The sequence below is a fragment of the Rothia sp. P6271 genome (assembly GCF_048512995.1).
In the GTDB taxonomy this organism is placed as follows: domain Bacteria; phylum Actinomycetota; class Actinomycetes; order Actinomycetales; family Micrococcaceae; genus Rothia.
On record NZ_JBLXXV010000008.1, the window covers coordinates 1 to 16597 of the forward strand.

A 16597-nucleotide genomic window follows, 5' to 3' on the forward strand; every position below is an offset into this window, starting at 1 on the left:
TCTGGTTTGCTGGTTATGGAGTGTGGTTAAATGGTTTCAAAGAAAAATGATTGCTAGACGACTTATCGTACATGTCGGAAAGCAGGGGAAGGGCACTGATGAACATAGCTACCGACCAGAACACACCACAACCTGAGAATACTGTTCCACCAGTACCGGTAGAGCCTGTGTATGGTGCACCACGGTTAGGTGATGTGCCCGAAGAATACCAAGTACCAGAACAATACCGGCGCCCCTACGGTGCGCACCCTGCGGACAAGCGCGGAATCTCATACTTTCCGGCCGTAGTATCGCTCACCAGTGGTGTTTTTGCGCTGGTGCTAACCTTTATGTTTCTTGGTGCAAGCGGTCTATCTTATATTCCGTGCATCGTTGCAACTATCTATGCGACGATTGCGTTTAAACGGTTTAAGCAGCGTCCGCAAACAGCATATTATCGAAGCAAATCAAAACTTTACGCGAACCTTGGGTTAGGGTTCGCTATCCTTTCAGCGATTTGTACGACCATCTTTTTGATTGTCTTCCCAGAGCTAGGAAACCTCGACCCAGACTGCGATAACGTTGAGCCTGGTAGCGTGGACGAAATTATTTGTGAAAGCTATGACGACTCGTCACAAGACTTATAACCTCATATACATAAAAGAACACCTGCTGTTATTCCCTATCAATGAGAGGGTAACAGCAGGTGTTCTTTTTGCCCATGGTGTACATGTGTTAGAACGTATTGTCTAAAGACTATTGTGTACCTAAATATTTCAATGCCTCATCATGTAAGAGAGAGTTCGTCGCCATCGCATTACCGCCAAACGGGCCATCGACACCTTCTAAAGAGGTAAACCGCCCACCAGCTTCTTGCACAATAGGCACAAGTGCCGCCATATCATAGAGGTTGAGTTCTGGTTCGGCAGCAATATCGACAGCGCCCTCGGCAACCATACAATACGACCAAAAATCACCATAGGCGCGGGTACGCCACACCGTATCAGTGAGTTCAAGGAACTTTTCGCGTTTGCCGGCTTCTTTCCACCCCGTCATTGAAGAATACGAGAAGGACGCATCGGCAAGAGTCGATACTCGCGACACTTTAATCGGGGTAGCCTTCGCCAACGAACGCCCCGTATAAGCACCTGTACCGCGTGCAGCCCACCAACGTCGTTGCAATGCAGGCGCAGAAACAACACCAACCACCGGTTCACCCTGATCAATCAGAGCAATCAGTGTCGCCCATACCGGCACCCCACGCACAAAGTTCTTTGTCCCATCAATAGGGTCAATAACCCACTGGCGAGGGGACGAACCGCTCTGACCAAATTCTTCACCCAGAACAGCATCACGAGTGCGCACACGAGAAAGCTGAGAACGAATCAGCTGCTCTGCTTCACGGTCTGCGTCGGTTACCGGTGTAAGGTCAGGTTTTGTCTCAACGGTAAAATCATGAGCCTGAAAACGTGACAGCGTCAACCTATCGACACTATCGGCGAGGATATGCGCTAAACGCAAATCGTCAGTATAAGAAATATTAGCCATAAAAATTCTGTCTTTCTGAGAAGAGACTGTTAGTACACAACGCCAAGTTCTTTATCGGCGTTTGCAGAAGAATCTTCTGCAACACCAAGAAGCTTCCGAAGAGACTCAAGGCGAGCCTCACCCGCTTCACCAGCATGCCCCTGTTGGACGTATTCTGCTATAGCGCACTCTGTAGCATCATAACCGTGGGTGCAACCTTTAGGGCAGTGGGCGCTCGCTGGCGATAAGTCTTCAAAGGCTGACACAATATTTTCGGCGGGAATATGTGCCAACCCGAAAGAGCGAATACCGGGGGTATCAATAATCCACGTACCTTCTGAAGAGTGTGAAGGTCGTAACGCTAAAGCTGAGGATGAGGTATGTCGCCCTCGCCCTGTTACCGCGTTAACATGCCCAGTGTCTCGCTGGGCGCCGGTGAGAGCATTAACAAGTGTAGATTTACCGACACCAGAATGCCCTAAAAGCACGGAGACATGTTCGTCTAAAACCTGTGTGAGAGGTTCAATCAACGTTGTATCGAGCCCTTGGGCGTTTTCTTCGCTAGGTGCTAGACCATCAGAAGAACCTGAAAGCATAATCTTTAATGAGGTGTGAGCGTAGTAGTCAAGAATTTCTTGCGGATGCTTCACATCAGTTTTTGTGATGCACAGGATGGGTGTGATACCTGCATCGAATGCGGCAACAATAGAACGGTCAATAAAGCCTGTGCGAGGTTCGGGGTTTGCTGCTGCAACAACAATAATGAGTTGGGTGGCATTTGCGACCACAACTCGCTCATAGGGGTCTGTGTCGTCTGCGCTACGACGTAGTACGGTGTCGCGTTCTTCAATGCGAACAAGACGTGCAAGCGTCCCTTCACGGCCGGAGGTATCACCGACGAGGGCAACCCTGTCGCCTACAACGATCGCTTGACGGTGTAATTGTTTAGCTCGTACTGCAAGTACTGAACGTTCTTGTGTGGTGCCTTCATCAACTATGGCGGTGTACCGTCCACGGTCTACGGTGATGATACGACCAATCATCGCGTCCTCATATTTGGGGCGTTCTTTGGTGCGTGGGCGGGAACCCTTTTTATTGGGGCGGATACGTACCGCGTGTTCGTCCCAGCTTGTGCGGTATTCTTTAGCCATTGCGTTTCACCTCTTGGGCAAATTCTTCAAGCATGTTGTGCCACATGGACGCAAAGTCGGGGAGTGTTTTTGCTGTGGTTTGGATATTGTGCACTTGTGTACCTTTAACCGCTAACCCAAAGATTGCGCCGGTTGTTGCCATACGGTGGTCGTCATAGCTGTGGATGAGCGCAGGTTCATGGACGGGTGCGTGGATGCGTATTCCGTCGGGTAGTTCTGTTGCAGAACCGCCAGCACGGTTAATTTCGGTGACGAGAGCTGCTAACCGGTCGGTTTCATGACCTCTTAGGTGTGTAATACCGTGTAGTGTGCTTGTTCCTGGGCGAAGTGCACACAGCGCGGCAACTGTGGGTGCTAGTTCACCGGCATGTGATAGGTCAATCGTTAGTTCAGAGTGATCGTTGGCCATAAATTGTGGTGTGCCTTGGGCGATGAGGGTGCCTTCCTGCAGTCTTGTTTTTGCACCAAAGAGGGGAAGAATTTCTTGCCAATGCGCCCCCACTTGGGTGGTTTTGTCAGGCCAATGCGGGATAGAAACCTGTGTTCCGAGAACTGCTGCTGCGGCGAGGAAAGGCCCAGCATTAGAAAGGTCTGGTTCGATGAGAACATCAAAACCTGCAAATGATCCTGCTTTAACAATCCATGTTGCTGGTTCTTGGTATTCGACGTTAACACCAACATTTTTGAGGGTTTCAACGGTCATTTGAATATGAGGTATTGATGGAAGTGAAGCACCGGAGTGTTCAAGACGTAACCCGTGAGCGAAACGGCATGCGACAAGGAGTAATGCGGAGACAAATTGTGAAGAGGAGGAGGCGTCGATACGGAGGTCTTGTTCGTAAATATTTCCGGTAGCGTGCACGGTAAAAGGTAACGCGTTAGTGCCGTTGTCTTCTACTCTGACGCCAAGAGAGCGTAACGCTTCGATAACAGGTGCCATGGGGCGTTTGCGTGCATGCGGGTCACCGTCAAAAGAGAAAGAGCCAGATAGTAGCGCAGCTAATGGTGGAACAAAACGCATGACGGTGCCGGCTAAACCGACATCAATATTTTTGTGGCAGGGTGTAAGGCAAGAAAAGTTGATGGGGGTGACGTGCAAGTCTGGGCCGAAAGGGGATTCTGTTGCAATTTCTTCGAATTTGGCGCCTAATTGTTCGAGTGCCGCAATCATCAGTGCGGAGTCACGAGAATGAAGGGGCGCTCGAAGAGTGCTGGGGGAGTCTGCTATTGCTGCTAGAAGGAGGTAACGGTTGGTGAGAGATTTAGAACCGGGGATGGCAACGGTTGCTTGGGCGTGCGGATGAGAACCACCGTAGGGGGCGTTCCAGATATGAGGAGATTCTGAAGACGTACCGGGGATGTTTTTCTCAGTCACAGACGCACTTTCGTTCACAATTGTTGATAGAAGAATAGCTCATGCTATGGATGGGGCTGGTGATATTCTTCAAACCTGTCTTCACCATTCTACGCAGGTTCATGCTAAATACCACTGCCTGTTGAACGGGGCGGATGTTCGTTTAACGGAATGTACCTCGCCTACGGTGAGGCGAGGTACATTTTATGAAAAAGTTTAGAGTTTAGTTGTTGAGGAATTCTTCGGTGCGTTCACGAACATCAGCAGAAATCTTTTCAGATTTCTTTGCCATTTTTTCGCTGAGCTGGTTGGCGCGCCATGCGAGGGAGGGGTTACCATCGCGGTCTACTGCTGCAATAGCGATAGCGCCAAGAAGAGAACCATTGGTGAGTGCGTGGCGCCGGCGAGAAGCACGTTCTTCTGAAGAGTTTGCTTCTGTTGCTTGGTATTCAACGTATGCGTTAAGGATGCCGGTGCCCAGAAGAGTCACGGAGGATAGGCGAGGGAACTTGCCGAGAGCGAAAAGAGTTCCAGCAACAACCTGTGTTCCTGCAATGACCTGTCCAACTAGTTTTTCTTGACCTTTGAATGACTCTAGCTGAGGGACAGCTTTGGAGCTGAGCTCAAGAGCACGGTTGAGGTGTACGGTTGAGTCTGCATCACGTAAACGCTCAACACCGGAGATGATGAAGCTTGATGCCAAAAGTGGGCGTGCAAGGCGACGTACAAAAGACATTTTTCCTCCTTGGAGCGGAATTATTTCCGAGTTTTGCTAAAAGTCTGTCATAACGATACTAAGCACACGAAGTGATATACCTGCTAAATGACGCGCATAAAAATAATGTTCCGTCATAAAGTGACTCGATATGCTAGAAAAGAGACAAAAGAGCAACACACTCAGAAAGTCATTGATGAACACGCCCATAACACCAGAAGCGACAGCTTCTCCACCTCCTCCTAGCGAGGGGAATCTTCAAGAGCATAAGGTACGCTTTGAACGAGAAGCCATGATGTATGTGGACCAGCTGTATGCTGCCGCTTTACGAATGTCACGAAATCCTGCTGACGCTGAAGACCTCGTACAAGAAACGTATGCTAAAGCTTTCTCTTCTTTCCATCAATACGCTGATGGCACCAATCTAAAAGCCTGGTTATATCGTATTCTGACCAATACGTATATTAACTTGTACCGCAAACGCCAGCGTGAACCGTATCAGACGCATAGTGACACTATTGAAGACTGGCAGCTTGCAAAGGCTAGCTCTCACCAGTCAACGGGTCTGCTCTCTGCAGAAGCACAAGCTCTAGAACACCTGCCAGATAGTGCCGTGATTACCGCATTACAAAACCTGCCAGAAGATTTTCGTATGGCGGTGTACTACTCCGATGTGGAGGGTTTCTCCTACAAAGAGATATCGGAGATTATGAATACTCCCGTGGGAACAGTGATGTCTCGTTTGCACCGTGGACGTAAACTCCTGCGAGACTCTCTCGCCGAATATGCCCATAGCCAAGGTTTAAAGACCCCCACTCAAAAGGAAGCATAAGATGTCTCACTCTTCTTGTTCCGAAAAACTCACTAGAATTTACGAATACCTTGATGGCGCTCTTTCCTGTGAAGATTTGCAAGAACTGCAAAATCATTTAGCAGAATGCCACGATTGTGCACAAGAATACGATCTTGAGTGCGTGATTCGTTCTGTGGTGAAACGTTCTTGCCGGCAGAGCGCACCGTCTGATTTAAAAGCTCGTATTCTAGGGACTATCAATAACCTCAAACAGGGGCATATCCTTGAATGCTCCGAAAAATCTGAATAGAATCCGCGCGAAAGTGGTATCTGCTGTGTCAGCTTAAACGACAGCTCCTCAGCTTGTAATAAGCTGAGGAGCTGAAAAGTATCAAGGTACCTTATGCGTTGGGGCGCTTACCGTGGTTTGCGCCGCCCTTACGACGGTCCTTGCGCTTACGACCGCGCTTGCTCATGAGAGCCTCCTTATAAAAGTTCAACACAAATGATTTAAGAAAATCTTGTGTTTATGTCCTGTCTCAACAAGAGACACCGTTTTCTATTTTGGCATACTCCACCGCTAAATGCACCTCAGACGAAGAATGTTCTTAAGGAAAAGAACATCACATATTCTCTCAAGAGGCAAAAGCGGGGGTATAACGTGGTTTAGATAGGTTCTGGTAGTTGCAACCAGTTATACCAGCCACGATGGAGGACAAGCCACGCAATAAGACCGTAACCAGACTGCCCGGGGCGCCCGTCATTAGCCGCTAAGTCATTACGCCACTGCTCATGGTGCAAAAGTGGGTTAAAAGTATCAACGTAGACGTGATTGCGGCGGGTCACAACATCAGCATACGCAGCGTTGAGGTCGGCGATACGACGGTTACGTTCAGTATCTAAGGATGGAGGAGGGCCTACAACCAAAACCTTCACATTGTTTTGGGAAGCCATATCTACCATATTTGCCAAGTTCAAACGGCTTCGCGCACTTGTAATATCAAGGTCGATATCGTGGGTAGAAGGTGCAATCACCAAACGGTTATCTGCACCTTGAGCAAAACGACGGCTAGCTTCATCAAACCAACGTGCGTTAAGCAGTTCAGAACCTTCCCCAGGGGCAGCAAGGTTATATGCAGAAACCTTTGCAGTGTGCTGAGGTGTGCGGGCAAGAACACGACCAAACCAGCCCAGCGCACGCGGATCGCCTACGCCAGCTAAGAGGTCGTCACCAACGGCAACTAATCGAATATTTCGCTGATCCACAAGAATCTTTCTGTCAAAACTATGGGCGTAAACCTCTTTAGAGGTTCACTCTCTTGTTACTAAGAATAAACTCTATACGCACTTCTGTGTTCTAAATAGAGGTGAGTTGAGAAAAAGAACCTGAAAAAGAACAAAAATGCCACCAGAAAATACTATTCTGATGGCATTTTCGCTACTTATCCGCAGGCTTCAGAACACACCTTGAGGACGTGTCTCATCGACTGACAGATCTGTTTAGCTGTCAAAAACATCTTCGATGAGGCTATCAAGCTCTGCCGTATGGCGTTTACCTGTACCAGCAGCAGGAGCCGCAGCAGCTGGACGAGAAGCCAACCGCATACGATACCCAATCTCTGGCAACAGGTATAACGCTATAAACGGCCATTGACCCTGATTAGCTGGTTCATCTTGAGCCCACACAATATCTTCTGCCTGAGAATACTGAGCTAATTGAGCCTGAATCTCTTCTAACGGCAAAGGATAGAGCTGTTCTACACGAATAATTGCAGTGGTACGGTCTGCCCGTCGGGCACGTTCTGCTTCAAGATCGTAATAGAGACGTCCGCTGACAAACACCACACGCTTAACATCCTGAGGACTCAACCCTGCAGTATCTGCTAAGACCGGATGGAAACTACCCTGCGTGAAATCTTCCACCGAAGAGTTCGCTGCCTTGAGACGCAATAGCTGTTTTGGCGTGAAGACAACAAGCGGTTTATGCGGGCGAGATAGTGCATGACGCCGTAATAGGTGGAAGTACGAAGCAGGTGTTGAAGGAATAGCCACCGTCATATTGTTCTCTGCACAAAGTTGCAAATAACGTTCTTGACGTGCCGAAGAATGATCTGGGCCTTGACCTTCAAAACCATGCGGTAGAAGTAATACGAGTGAAGAACGCTGCGCCCACTTCTGCTCTGCAGAGCTAACAAACTCATCAATAATGGTTTGTGCACCATTAGCAAAGTCACCAAATTGGGCTTCCCAGACTACTAAGGAATCAGGGCGTTCTACCGAATAGCCGTACTCAAAACCAAGAACTCCGTATTCGGAGAGCAGAGAATTATAGATGCTAAAACGTCCTTGTGTACTGGACAGATGCTGTAGTGGGTTCCATTCACTATCGTTGTGCACATCATGTAAGACAGTGTGTCGTTGTACGAAAGTGCCGCGCTGAACATCTTGACCAGACATGCGCACATCAACGCCATCTAACAACAATGAACCAAAAGCTGCCAGCTCACCAAAGCCCCAGTTAATACCACCGTCTGTAGCCATCGCTTGACGCTGTTCCATCAGCTTTTTGAGCTTCTTATGAGGTGTGAAACCTTCAGGGAAAGCGACAAAAGACGCACCAATACGTTCAATGACTTCAGTGCTAACAGCGGTTGAGCCCGGTACACGAACATCATCTTCACTTTGTTGAGCGGCGGGGCGTTCAATATTAGATACTGCTGCCGCATCAGCAGTGACCAAAGGCGTTGTGGACGCTAACGCTGCGTGAGTTTCCGTGAAAATTTGTTCGAGAAGGTCTTGATAATCTTTACGTACTCGTTCGGCTTCGTCATGGGAGATATCTCCACGTCCAACAAGAGCTTCTGTGTAGAGTTTACGGGTCGACTCATGAGAATTAATCTCGTGGTAGAGCTTAGGCTGAGTCATTGACGGGTCATCAGCTTCGTTATGTCCACGACGACGGTAACAGATGAGGTCGATAACAACATCTTTATGGAACATCTGGCGGTATTCAAAAGCCATTTGTCCGGCACGAACTACCGCTTCAGGGTCGTCTGCATTGACGTGGAAAATAGGTGCTTGGACCATGCGGGCAATATCCGTTGAGTAGGTGGCAGTACGTCCATCATCAGGCGAGGTGGTAAAACCAATCTGATTATTAACAACGATATGAACCGTGCCGCCTGTGGTATACCCCTGAAGCTGGGACATCTGTAGTGTCTCCATCACAACACCTTGACCAGCAAATGCAGCGTCACCGTGCACGAGAATAGGTAGCACCGGGAAACCTGTGATGCCGTGTTCTTCAAGAACATCTTGTTTTGCTCGGACGATGCCTTCAAGTACCGTATTTGCGGCTTCAAGGTGTGAAGGGTTGGCTGCTAAATAGACTTGCGTTTGGTTACCGTCGTCAGAGCTGAAAATACCTTCGGTGCCGAGGTGATATTTGACGTCACCGGAGCTGCCGCTGAGACGAGGATCAAGCTCCCCATCAAACTCACGGAAAATTTGTGCGTAGGACTTTCCAGCAATATTTGCGAGAACGTTGAGGCGTCCACGGTGTGCCATGCCGATACCAACACCAGAGAGTCCGGCGTTGGCGGCTTCGGAGATGACAGAATCTAGCAGAGGAATGAGTGACTCTCCACCTTCGAGAGAGAAACGCTTCTGCCCAAGGTATTTGGTTTGAAGGAACGTTTCGAATGCTTCTGCTGCGTTGAGCTTCGCAAGAACACGGAACTGTTCTTCTCGTGATGGTTTGGTGTACCCGTGCTCAAGGTGGTCTTGGAACCAATGACGCTCTTGTGGGTTCTCGATGTGCATATACTCGACCGCCATCGTGGAGCAATACGCTTCGCGGAGGAGGTGGAGAATGGTTCGTAGAGTGAGCGAATCCTTGTCGCCAAAACCGCCTGTTGGCCAGATGCGGTCAAGATCCCAAAGAGTGAGGCCGTAATTTTCGATGCGTAGGTCGGGGTGTGAGAGCATCTCATAGCCGAGGGGGTTAGTTTGGGCGATGAGGTGTCCGCGTACACGGTATGCGTGGATGAGTTGCTGAATACGAGCAACTTTAGATACTTCCGCTGAAGGGTCTACTTGGTTATCTACTGCCCAACGAACTGGTTCAAAGGGGATGCGGAGGTCTTCAAAGATTTGGTCGTAGAATCCGTCTCCGCCGAGCAGATAGTGTTCAATCTGTCGTAGGAATTCACCCGAGCCGGCACCTTGAATAACGCGGTGATCATAGGTGGAGGTAAGGGTCAAAATTTTAGAGACACCGTGTTGGGCGATAGTTTTTTCTGATGAACCGCGGTACTCGGCAGGGTAATCGAGTGCACCAGCTGCAATAATGCATGCTTGGCCCTTGGAAAGACGTGGCACAGAATGGACTGTTCCAATACCGCCGGGGTTCGTCAATGAGATGGTTGTGCCTTGAAAATCTTGGACGCTTAGTTGCCCGTCACGACCTCGTTTGACGATGTCGTCATAGGCTTCCCAAAATTCGCTGAAGCTAAGTTCTTCGGCGCCTTTGACGTTGGGTACGACGAGGTTTCGTGAGCCGTCAGGGCGAGGAATATCGATGGCTAAACCAAAATTAATATGTGCTGGGTGGATAGCAACAGGCTTACCTTTATCGTTCGTTCCGTAGAGGACGTTCATTGAAGGTAACGCAACAGCGGCTCGGATAACGGCATAACCGATGATGTGCGTGAAAGAAATTTTTCCGCCACGAGTTCTTTTAAGGTACTCGTTAATGGCCAGACGGTTATCAATCAGGAGCTTTGCTGGCACTGCTCGAACCGTCGTTGCAGTTGGGACGCTTAGCGATTCTTCCATCGTGGTGACAACTGCTTTTGCTGGTCCTCGCAAAGGAACTTCTTTGTCCTCTTTGGGGGTATTGTTCTTTGGTTCAGTTGTTGTCTTATGGGGGAGTTTTTTAGCTGCTTGAGGTGTGGGACGGGAAGTAGCTGGTGCTGGTGTTGTAGCACGTTGTGTGGGGTGAGATGGTGTAGCGGCAGGAGCTTGTGCTACTGGTTTTTGAGTTGTTTGAGCTGGGGTGGTGTTCGTTTGTTCAGCCTGCATTGCCTGAAAAATAGGCCACCAGCTTTGTGATACTGAGTTTTTATCGTGCTGGTATTGTTCAAACAACTCTTCTACGAGCCATTCGTTGCCAGCAAATTCTTCGGGCACGTGGTGCTCTGGCAGTGTGGGCACAGTCTCTACGCCTCTTCCATAAGTGTCATGTTTCATACAGAGCAGCGAGAGCCTCGCGCTAAAACCTCAAAGGTTTTGAAGTGTCAGTGGTGGTTTCTCACTGTTGTATTGTGGGATGCTTGCACCACCAAAACCTTGGCGGTGTGTGCTTCAACTCAGTTTAGTAATTTTTTACCTGAACTTTCCACCTTGACGCTAATCATTTCGCAATAAAATGTGAACTGGTGCATATTGAACGTGTATGTATGCTCTGTTTCCTCAAGTAGATAGCTACCTCTCACTTTGAAACAGAATGGATGTTCTCAACAATCTTAAGACAACTGCTTTGGTAGAATCTTGTGTCATGGACGAACCTTCTAGTTATCGCCATAGATATATGACCGACGTTTTCACGCTGGAATATAACACTATGAGCGACCAATATTTTAAAGCCCATCATCTGGCCCTACTATCTCAAAGCGCCCGTGCAATGAAGCCGGTGGTGCGTTAGAGATGGAGTGGATATTACTCTTACTAGGGCTTCTACTAATCCTTGGTACAGGTTTCTTTGTTGCCGTAGAATTTTCCCTCGTTGCGCTGGACCAATCCACCGTACAAAAAGAAATCGATAGCGGTGATTCTGGAGGCGAAAAAGTACTCCGTTGCCTCAAATCGCTTTCTACACAGCTTTCAAGCTGTCAGATTGGTATCACCATCACGACACTGCTTACTGGCTACACACTTGACTACGCGATGAAGAGCCTCGTTGTTGGCACCATTTCATCATGGGGATTACCTGATAGCCTGGCAAATATTCTCACACTCATTTTTGCGATGGCCATTGCCACCTTACTTTCGATGATTCTCGGCGAACTCATCCCCAAAAACCTCGCCATCGCCGAAGCCTACAAAGTGGCTCGCGCATTAGCGCCCGCACAACTAGTTTTCACCAAAATCATCTCGCCTTTCGTGCGGTTGATGAACGGCTCTGCCAATAAAATTCTTCACCTCTTTGGGATGGAAGCGAAAGAAGAACTTTCTGGCGCTCGCTCACCTGAAGAACTTTCTTCTATGGTGCGACGTTCAGCTGAACAAGGCGTATTGGATTCTGACACTGCGCGATTTGTTGATAAAACTCTTTCATTTGCTGAACTCACCGCTGCAGACGTGATGACACCACGACGTAAAGTCGTCATGCTAGAAGACGTTGCTAGTGTTGCTGACGTCGTCAAAGCTGCACGCGAAACAGGATACTCGCGTTTTCCTCTCTATCGAGGAGACCAAGATAATGTTGTGGGTGTTGTTCACATTAAACGTGCGGTAAGTGTTCCTCTTGAAATTCGTGAAACTCTGCAAGCGGGAACTTTGATGGAAGATATACTTCAAGTTCCTGAGACTGTTCATCTAGATTCTTTACTGTTACAGCTACGCAATGGTGCACTCCAGTTAGCTATCGTCTTAGACGAATATGGGGGAACCGCTGGCATGGCTACCTTAGAAGACCTCATCGAAGAAATCGTTGGAGAAGTATCTGACGAACATGAGCTTCTTGAAACCGAAGACAGGCCGCTCATGCTCAGTAACGGAGACTGGTTGTTCTCGGGGCTACTTCGACCGGACGAACTCAACGAGTATATTAACATTCTCCATATCGAGGACGACGCCTCCTACGAAACGATGGGTGGATATGTGATGGATCGTCTGGGGCGTATCCCCAAAGTGGGAGATACTCTTGCTGTCGAACAGGGCTCTTTTAAAATTGAGGCGATGGAACAGCGGCGAGTAGACCGGATTCGTTTTATCCCGCAAGATTCCTACCGTGAAACTACTTTGGCAGCTGCTAACGAGGGTAAAAAATAATGAATGATATTACCGCAATGTTGCTTTTAGTACTGCTTCTAGCTGGTAACGCTTTCTTTGTTGCCGGTGAATTTGCGATTATGTCTACCCGTCGTTCTCAGGTAGAGCCCTTAGCGCAAGCTGGTAATAAGCGAGCGCAAACGGTCCTTTATGCGTTAGAAAACGTTTCCTTGATGTTGGCAACCTGTCAGCTGGGTATTACTGTTTGTTCGTTGTTGATTCTTAACGTTTCTGAGCCTGCTTTGCACCATATGGTTGCTGGCCCGTTGGAGCATTGGGGTGTTCCTCTTGCTGTGGCGGATACTTTAGGGTTTTTGCTTGCTTTGGTGTTGGTGACGTTTTTGCATGTGATTCTTGGTGAAATGGTTCCTAAGAATGCTGCGGTGTCGTTGGCGGCTGAGGGGGTAGCTTTGTGGATTGCTCCACCTTTGGTATGGTTTTCAAAGCTTTTTGGGCCTATTGTCTGGTTTTTAAATAGCATTGCAGACCGTGCGCTTAAGGCGATGAAGGTTGAGCCGAAGGACGAGGTATCTTCTACTTTTACGTTGGATGAGTTGCAGAATATTGTTGCAGAGTCGACGGCTGAAGGAACTGTTGCTGACGGTTCGGGTGTGCTTTCTGGGGCGTTAGAGTTTTCTGAGAAGAAGGTTTCGGAGATTATGATTCTGCCTTCTGCTGTTGTGACGTTACCTCGTTCGAGTACTCCTGAAGATATTGAGCGCGCTGTTGCTCATACTGGTTATTCTCGGTTTTTGATTGAATCGTCAGAGGGTGGCCCGTATCTGGGGTATGTGCATGTTAAAGATGCGTTGTCAGTGGTGGGGGAGCGCCGTAAGGAGGCCATACCGTGGGGGTCTATTCGGCCGATGTCGGTTGTTCCTCCGTCGATGGAAATTGATGATGCTCTTGCTGTGATGCAACGTAAGAGCTGTCATGTGGCACATGTTGCGACTCCAGATAGGGAGTCGTGTGGTGTGTTGTTCTTGGAAGATGTTTTAGAACAGCTTGTAGGTGAGATTAGAGATACGACTCAGGAACATGTGCGTAAGCGTGATATGTCTTCGCGTCGTTCGTAAGTTGGTATAAAAGTTTAAGGGGTAGACCAGTAGTGGTTTACCCCTTTTGCTATATGTTGGTGAGGGTGTGGGAGTAAAAGTGATGTAGTACTCGTTGTGATGAGCAATGTTTAGCTGATAATAGAGTATGCTAAATGAGAACCATTTTCAGAGGTTTATAGAGTTTGGAGCTTTCACTATGAAAAAGTTTTTGACAGGAATGGCATTTCTTTCTATTGCGTCACTTAGTTTGAGCGCGTGCTCAAACACCGTCGAAAAGAATGAAGAGTCGGCGAAGAACTCCGAAAAAGGCGTTATTAAAGTTGTGACGAGCACTGATGTGTATGCAAATATTGTTGAGAGTATTGGTGGGGATACTGTCGAGGTAACTCCTCTTATTAACTCAACGAGCGAGGATCCTCATTCTTATGAGGCAACTAGTGCTGACCGTTTGAGTGTTAAAGATGCGCAGTTGGTGGTGCTCAACGGTGGCGGCTACGATCAGTTCCTTGAAAATATGGCTGGTCAAGATGATAAAGATCAGAAAGTGCTGAATGCTGTTGAGATTTCTGGTCTTCATAAAGATGATGAACACGGCGACGACCACGACCATGAACACGGCGACGAGCACGACCATGAACACGGCGACGAGCACGGACACCATCACCACCATCACGGGGACTTTAACGAGCACGTCTGGTATGACTTTGTGGCCATGCAAAAACTTGCGGGAGCTATCGCAGAAGACCTCGCAGAAGAAGCACCCGAGCACGCTGAACAATACCGCCAAGCAGCCGGAAAATTTAAATCAGAGTTGGGAGAACTCATCTCACAAACTCGAGGAATTAACGCTGACGGCAAAAAATATATTGCAACAGAACCTGTCCCCGGATACCTACTCACCATGGCAGGATTCTCTGACGCAACACCTTCAGAACTAACCTCAGCTGTAGAATCCGGTAGCGACATTGCACCATTAATCATGAACCAGGTTAAAGAAGAACTCCAAGAAAAACAGGTTGGATTCTTCGCCTATAATGAACAGACCTCTTCACCACAAACAGAAGAACTGCTCAAAGACGCTCAGGAAGCACAGATTCCTCATGTATCATTCACCGAAACCCTACCTGAGGGGAAAGACTACCTAGGCTGGATGAAAGAAAACATTGAGAACATCAAAGAATCGCTAACTTCCTAAAAACATGCACAACAACATCACAAAGTCCGCCTCTAAGACTGCTATCACCATTCGCGGAGGCGGACTTTCCTACGGGCAAAGAACTCTCTGGAAAGACCTTGACCTCACAGTTGAACAAGGAGAATACTTTGCAGTACTTGGACCCAACGGCTCCGGAAAATCAACATTCCTCAAAGTTGTTTTGGGACTAGAAATCCTCAGCCAAGGAAAAATCAGCATCCTTGGTTCCCCAGCACGCACCGGACACCCCGGCGTCGGATATATTCCACAACAAAAAATGATGCCGGCACACACCCCGTTACGTGCCCGTGACGTTGTTCGTTTAGGTATCGACGGGCACCGTTGGGGAATACTGACCCACGGGCGGCGAAAAGTACAAGCACGAGTCGAAGAACTTTTAGAAGCTGTCGGCGCAGAAGAATACGCAAACGTTCCCGTAGGATTACTCTCTGGCGGTGAGCAACAACGTATCCGCATAGCCCAAGCACTCGCACATAACCCAAAAATTCTTCTCGCCGATGAAGCCCTACTTTCTCTTGACTTAAACCATCAATACGCTGTTGCTGAACTCATCCACCAATATAATCGCCAACAGCAAGGGACTGTCATCTTCGTAACCCACGAAATAAACCCCATTATTGATCATGTTGATAGAGTCCTCTACCTTGCTAACGGGCGTTTTACGATTGGAACAGTCGAAGAAGTCATGCGCAGTGAAGTGCTGACCAACCTCTATCAGACTCCGGTGAGCGTCATCAAAACAAATGGACGATATATCGTCGTTGGTGGAGAAAACCATGCGCCAGGGGCAACCGTTGAAGAACACACCCATTGCACTAACTCGGGAGAACTTTCATGATCACCACTCTTGCATATAGTTCCTCCCTGTTCTCACAAATCTTTGTTTTCGACAGATATGGAGAACTGATTGAACTGCTCATGCCTTCTATTCTGGCAGGTGCAGTACTAGGACTCATTGGAGGGTTTGTTGGCACCTTCGTCATGATGCGTGACCACGCATTCGCCGTTCACGGTATCGCTGAAATGTCATTCGCCGGTGCAGCGCTGTTTCTCCTGCTGGGATATAACGTCGTCACCGGATCTCTTGTTGGCTCAGTGCTCTCTGCCTTATTGATGGGCGTACTCGGTTCGAAAACACATAGTACAAACTCCGTTATTGGTGCATTGATGCCATTTGGGTTAGGAATGGGCATCTTATTTTTGTCCTTATACCCTGGACGTTCTGGTAACAAGTTTTCTCTTCTGACCGGACAAATTGTTTCTGTTGATGAGTCACAACTGAACTACATGATAGTGGGCGCCATCTTTATTATCGGTATTCTTATCGCTATCTGGAGGCCTCTCACCTTTGCTTCTTTAGACCCTGACGTTGCTCGTGCTAAAGGCGTACCACTGCAATTTTTGTCCATGGTTTTTATGCTAGTTTTAGGAGTCGCAGTTGCTCTATCTGTGCAGATTGTAGGGTCTCTACTGGTGCTAGCGCTACTGATTACTCCTGCTGCTGCAGCTTTGCAACTAAGCGCTAACCCGTTAAAAGCGTTAGCATTATCTATTCTTTTTGCCGAGATATCTATTGTTGGTGGCATTATGCTTGCGCTTGCTGGCTCTTTACCGATTAGCCCATACGTTACAAGCATTTCCTTCATCTTGTATCTCGTCAGCCGTGCTATCAGCGCAGTACGCCGCCGTTATAGTGGCTCTGGACGTCGAACCGTGAGCGTACCATCACAGGTATAAATATCGTATAAAAC

15 protein-coding genes are annotated in these 16597 nt (G+C 48.3%); 8 read left to right on the forward strand and 7 right to left on the reverse strand.

Going from position 1 to position 16597, the window contains the following annotated elements:
• Positions 1-98 precede the first annotated feature (98 nt).
• Positions 99-626 (forward strand): hypothetical protein, encoded by a 528-nt coding sequence (locus tag ACN08X_RS06550; RefSeq protein WP_419108271.1) that lies wholly within the window; start codon positions 99-101, stop codon positions 624-626.
• A 109-nt stretch (positions 627-735) separates the two neighbouring features.
• Here the strand turns inward: ACN08X_RS06550 and hisN are convergent, their stop codons facing one another.
• From hisN to ACN08X_RS06570, 4 genes are all read right to left on the reverse strand, one after another.
• The gene (hisN, locus tag ACN08X_RS06555; RefSeq protein WP_419108272.1) at positions 736-1527 is read right to left on the reverse strand and encodes a histidinol-phosphatase; all 792 of its coding nucleotides are present in this window, start codon (positions 1525-1527) and stop codon (positions 736-738) included.
• A 29-nt stretch (positions 1528-1556) separates the two neighbouring features.
• Positions 1557-2657: a ribosome small subunit-dependent GTPase A gene (gene rsgA, locus ACN08X_RS06560; RefSeq protein ID WP_419103638.1), complete on the reverse strand. Its 1101-nt coding sequence runs from the start codon at positions 2655-2657 to the stop codon at positions 1557-1559.
• Positions 2650-4032: a 3-phosphoshikimate 1-carboxyvinyltransferase gene (aroA, locus tag ACN08X_RS06565; RefSeq protein ID WP_419108273.1), complete on the reverse strand. Its 1383-nt coding sequence runs from the start codon at positions 4030-4032 to the stop codon at positions 2650-2652. Before aroA ends, rsgA begins: the two co-directional genes overlap by 8 nt.
• 202 nt (positions 4033-4234) lie before the next feature.
• The gene (locus ACN08X_RS06570) at positions 4235-4747 is read right to left on the reverse strand and encodes a DoxX family protein (protein ID WP_419101503.1); all 513 of its coding nucleotides are present in this window, start codon (positions 4745-4747) and stop codon (positions 4235-4237) included.
• A 130-nt stretch (positions 4748-4877) separates the two neighbouring features.
• Between ACN08X_RS06570 and ACN08X_RS06575 the strand changes: the two genes are divergently transcribed.
• Both ACN08X_RS06575 and rsrA read left to right on the forward strand, forming a co-directional pair.
• Positions 4878-5558, forward strand: coding sequence for a sigma-70 family RNA polymerase sigma factor (locus ACN08X_RS06575; RefSeq protein WP_419106002.1), 681 nt, complete (start codon positions 4878-4880; stop codon positions 5556-5558).
• A gap of 1 nt (position 5559) precedes the next feature.
• Positions 5560-5829, forward strand: coding sequence for a mycothiol system anti-sigma-R factor (gene rsrA, locus ACN08X_RS06580; RefSeq protein ID WP_419101501.1), 270 nt, complete (start codon positions 5560-5562; stop codon positions 5827-5829).
• A gap of 91 nt (positions 5830-5920) precedes the next feature.
• Here the strand turns inward: rsrA and ACN08X_RS06585 are convergent, their stop codons facing one another.
• From ACN08X_RS06585 to ACN08X_RS06595, 3 genes are all read right to left on the reverse strand, one after another.
• The gene (locus tag ACN08X_RS06585; protein ID WP_095343185.1) at positions 5921-5995 is read right to left on the reverse strand and encodes a 50S ribosomal protein bL37; all 75 of its coding nucleotides are present in this window, start codon (positions 5993-5995) and stop codon (positions 5921-5923) included.
• A gap of 190 nt (positions 5996-6185) precedes the next feature.
• Positions 6186-6785: a GDSL-type esterase/lipase family protein gene (locus ACN08X_RS06590; RefSeq protein WP_419108274.1), complete on the reverse strand. Its 600-nt coding sequence runs from the start codon at positions 6783-6785 to the stop codon at positions 6186-6188.
• Between the two features lie 234 nt (positions 6786-7019).
• Positions 7020-10733 (reverse strand): multifunctional oxoglutarate decarboxylase/oxoglutarate dehydrogenase thiamine pyrophosphate-binding subunit/dihydrolipoyllysine-residue succinyltransferase subunit, encoded by a 3714-nt coding sequence (locus tag ACN08X_RS06595; protein WP_419108275.1) that lies wholly within the window; start codon positions 10731-10733, stop codon positions 7020-7022.
• A gap of 492 nt (positions 10734-11225) precedes the next feature.
• Here ACN08X_RS06595 and ACN08X_RS06600 point away from each other — a divergent pair, with 492 nt between their 5' ends.
• The 5 genes from ACN08X_RS06600 (at position 11226) to ACN08X_RS06620 (ending at position 16583) form a co-directional block, all read left to right on the forward strand.
• Positions 11226-12572 carry a hemolysin family protein gene (locus ACN08X_RS06600; RefSeq protein WP_419108276.1) on the forward strand — a complete coding sequence of 449 codons (1347 nt, stop codon included), beginning with the start codon at positions 11226-11228 and terminating at the stop codon, positions 12570-12572.
• Complete coding sequence (locus tag ACN08X_RS06605; protein WP_419101496.1) at positions 12572-13648, forward strand: hemolysin family protein; 1077 nt, start codon at positions 12572-12574, stop codon at positions 13646-13648. The genes ACN08X_RS06600 and ACN08X_RS06605 overlap by 1 nt, the downstream gene beginning before the upstream one ends.
• Before the next feature lie 178 nt (positions 13649-13826).
• The gene (locus ACN08X_RS06610) at positions 13827-14825 is read left to right on the forward strand and encodes a metal ABC transporter solute-binding protein, Zn/Mn family (RefSeq protein WP_419108277.1); all 999 of its coding nucleotides are present in this window, start codon (positions 13827-13829) and stop codon (positions 14823-14825) included.
• 4 nt (positions 14826-14829) lie between these two features.
• A complete protein-coding gene (locus ACN08X_RS06615; RefSeq protein ID WP_419101494.1) occupies positions 14830-15684 on the forward strand; it encodes a metal ABC transporter ATP-binding protein in 855 nt (284 codons plus the stop codon).
• Positions 15681-16583, forward strand: a complete 903-nt coding sequence (locus ACN08X_RS06620) for a metal ABC transporter permease (protein ID WP_419108278.1) — start codon at positions 15681-15683, stop codon at positions 16581-16583. The genes ACN08X_RS06615 and ACN08X_RS06620 overlap by 4 nt, the downstream gene beginning before the upstream one ends.
• The last annotated feature ends 14 nt before the right edge of the window (positions 16584-16597 follow it).

Coding starts and splice junctions, on each gene's coding strand:
- ACN08X_RS06550 (WP_419108271.1), top strand. CDS start 99: ATGAACATAGCTACCGACCAGAACACACCACAACCTGAGAATACTGTT.
- hisN (WP_419108272.1), bottom strand. CDS start 1,527: ATGGCTAATATTTCTTATACTGACGATTTGCGTTTAGCGCATATCCTC.
- rsgA (WP_419103638.1), bottom strand. CDS start 2,657: ATGGCTAAAGAATACCGCACAAGCTGGGACGAACACGCGGTACGTATC.
- ACN08X_RS06570 (WP_419101503.1), bottom strand. CDS start 4,747: ATGTCTTTTGTACGTCGCCTTGCACGCCCACTTTTGGCATCAAGCTTC.
- ACN08X_RS06575 (WP_419106002.1), top strand. CDS start 4,878: ATGCTAGAAAAGAGACAAAAGAGCAACACACTCAGAAAGTCATTGATG.
- rsrA (WP_419101501.1), top strand. CDS start 5,560: ATGTCTCACTCTTCTTGTTCCGAAAAACTCACTAGAATTTACGAATAC.
- ACN08X_RS06600 (WP_419108276.1), top strand. CDS start 11,226: ATGGAGTGGATATTACTCTTACTAGGGCTTCTACTAATCCTTGGTACA.
- ACN08X_RS06605 (WP_419101496.1), top strand. CDS start 12,572: ATGAATGATATTACCGCAATGTTGCTTTTAGTACTGCTTCTAGCTGGT.
- ACN08X_RS06610 (WP_419108277.1), top strand. CDS start 13,827: ATGAAAAAGTTTTTGACAGGAATGGCATTTCTTTCTATTGCGTCACTT.
- ACN08X_RS06615 (WP_419101494.1), top strand. CDS start 14,830: ATGCACAACAACATCACAAAGTCCGCCTCTAAGACTGCTATCACCATT.
- ACN08X_RS06620 (WP_419108278.1), top strand. CDS start 15,681: ATGATCACCACTCTTGCATATAGTTCCTCCCTGTTCTCACAAATCTTT.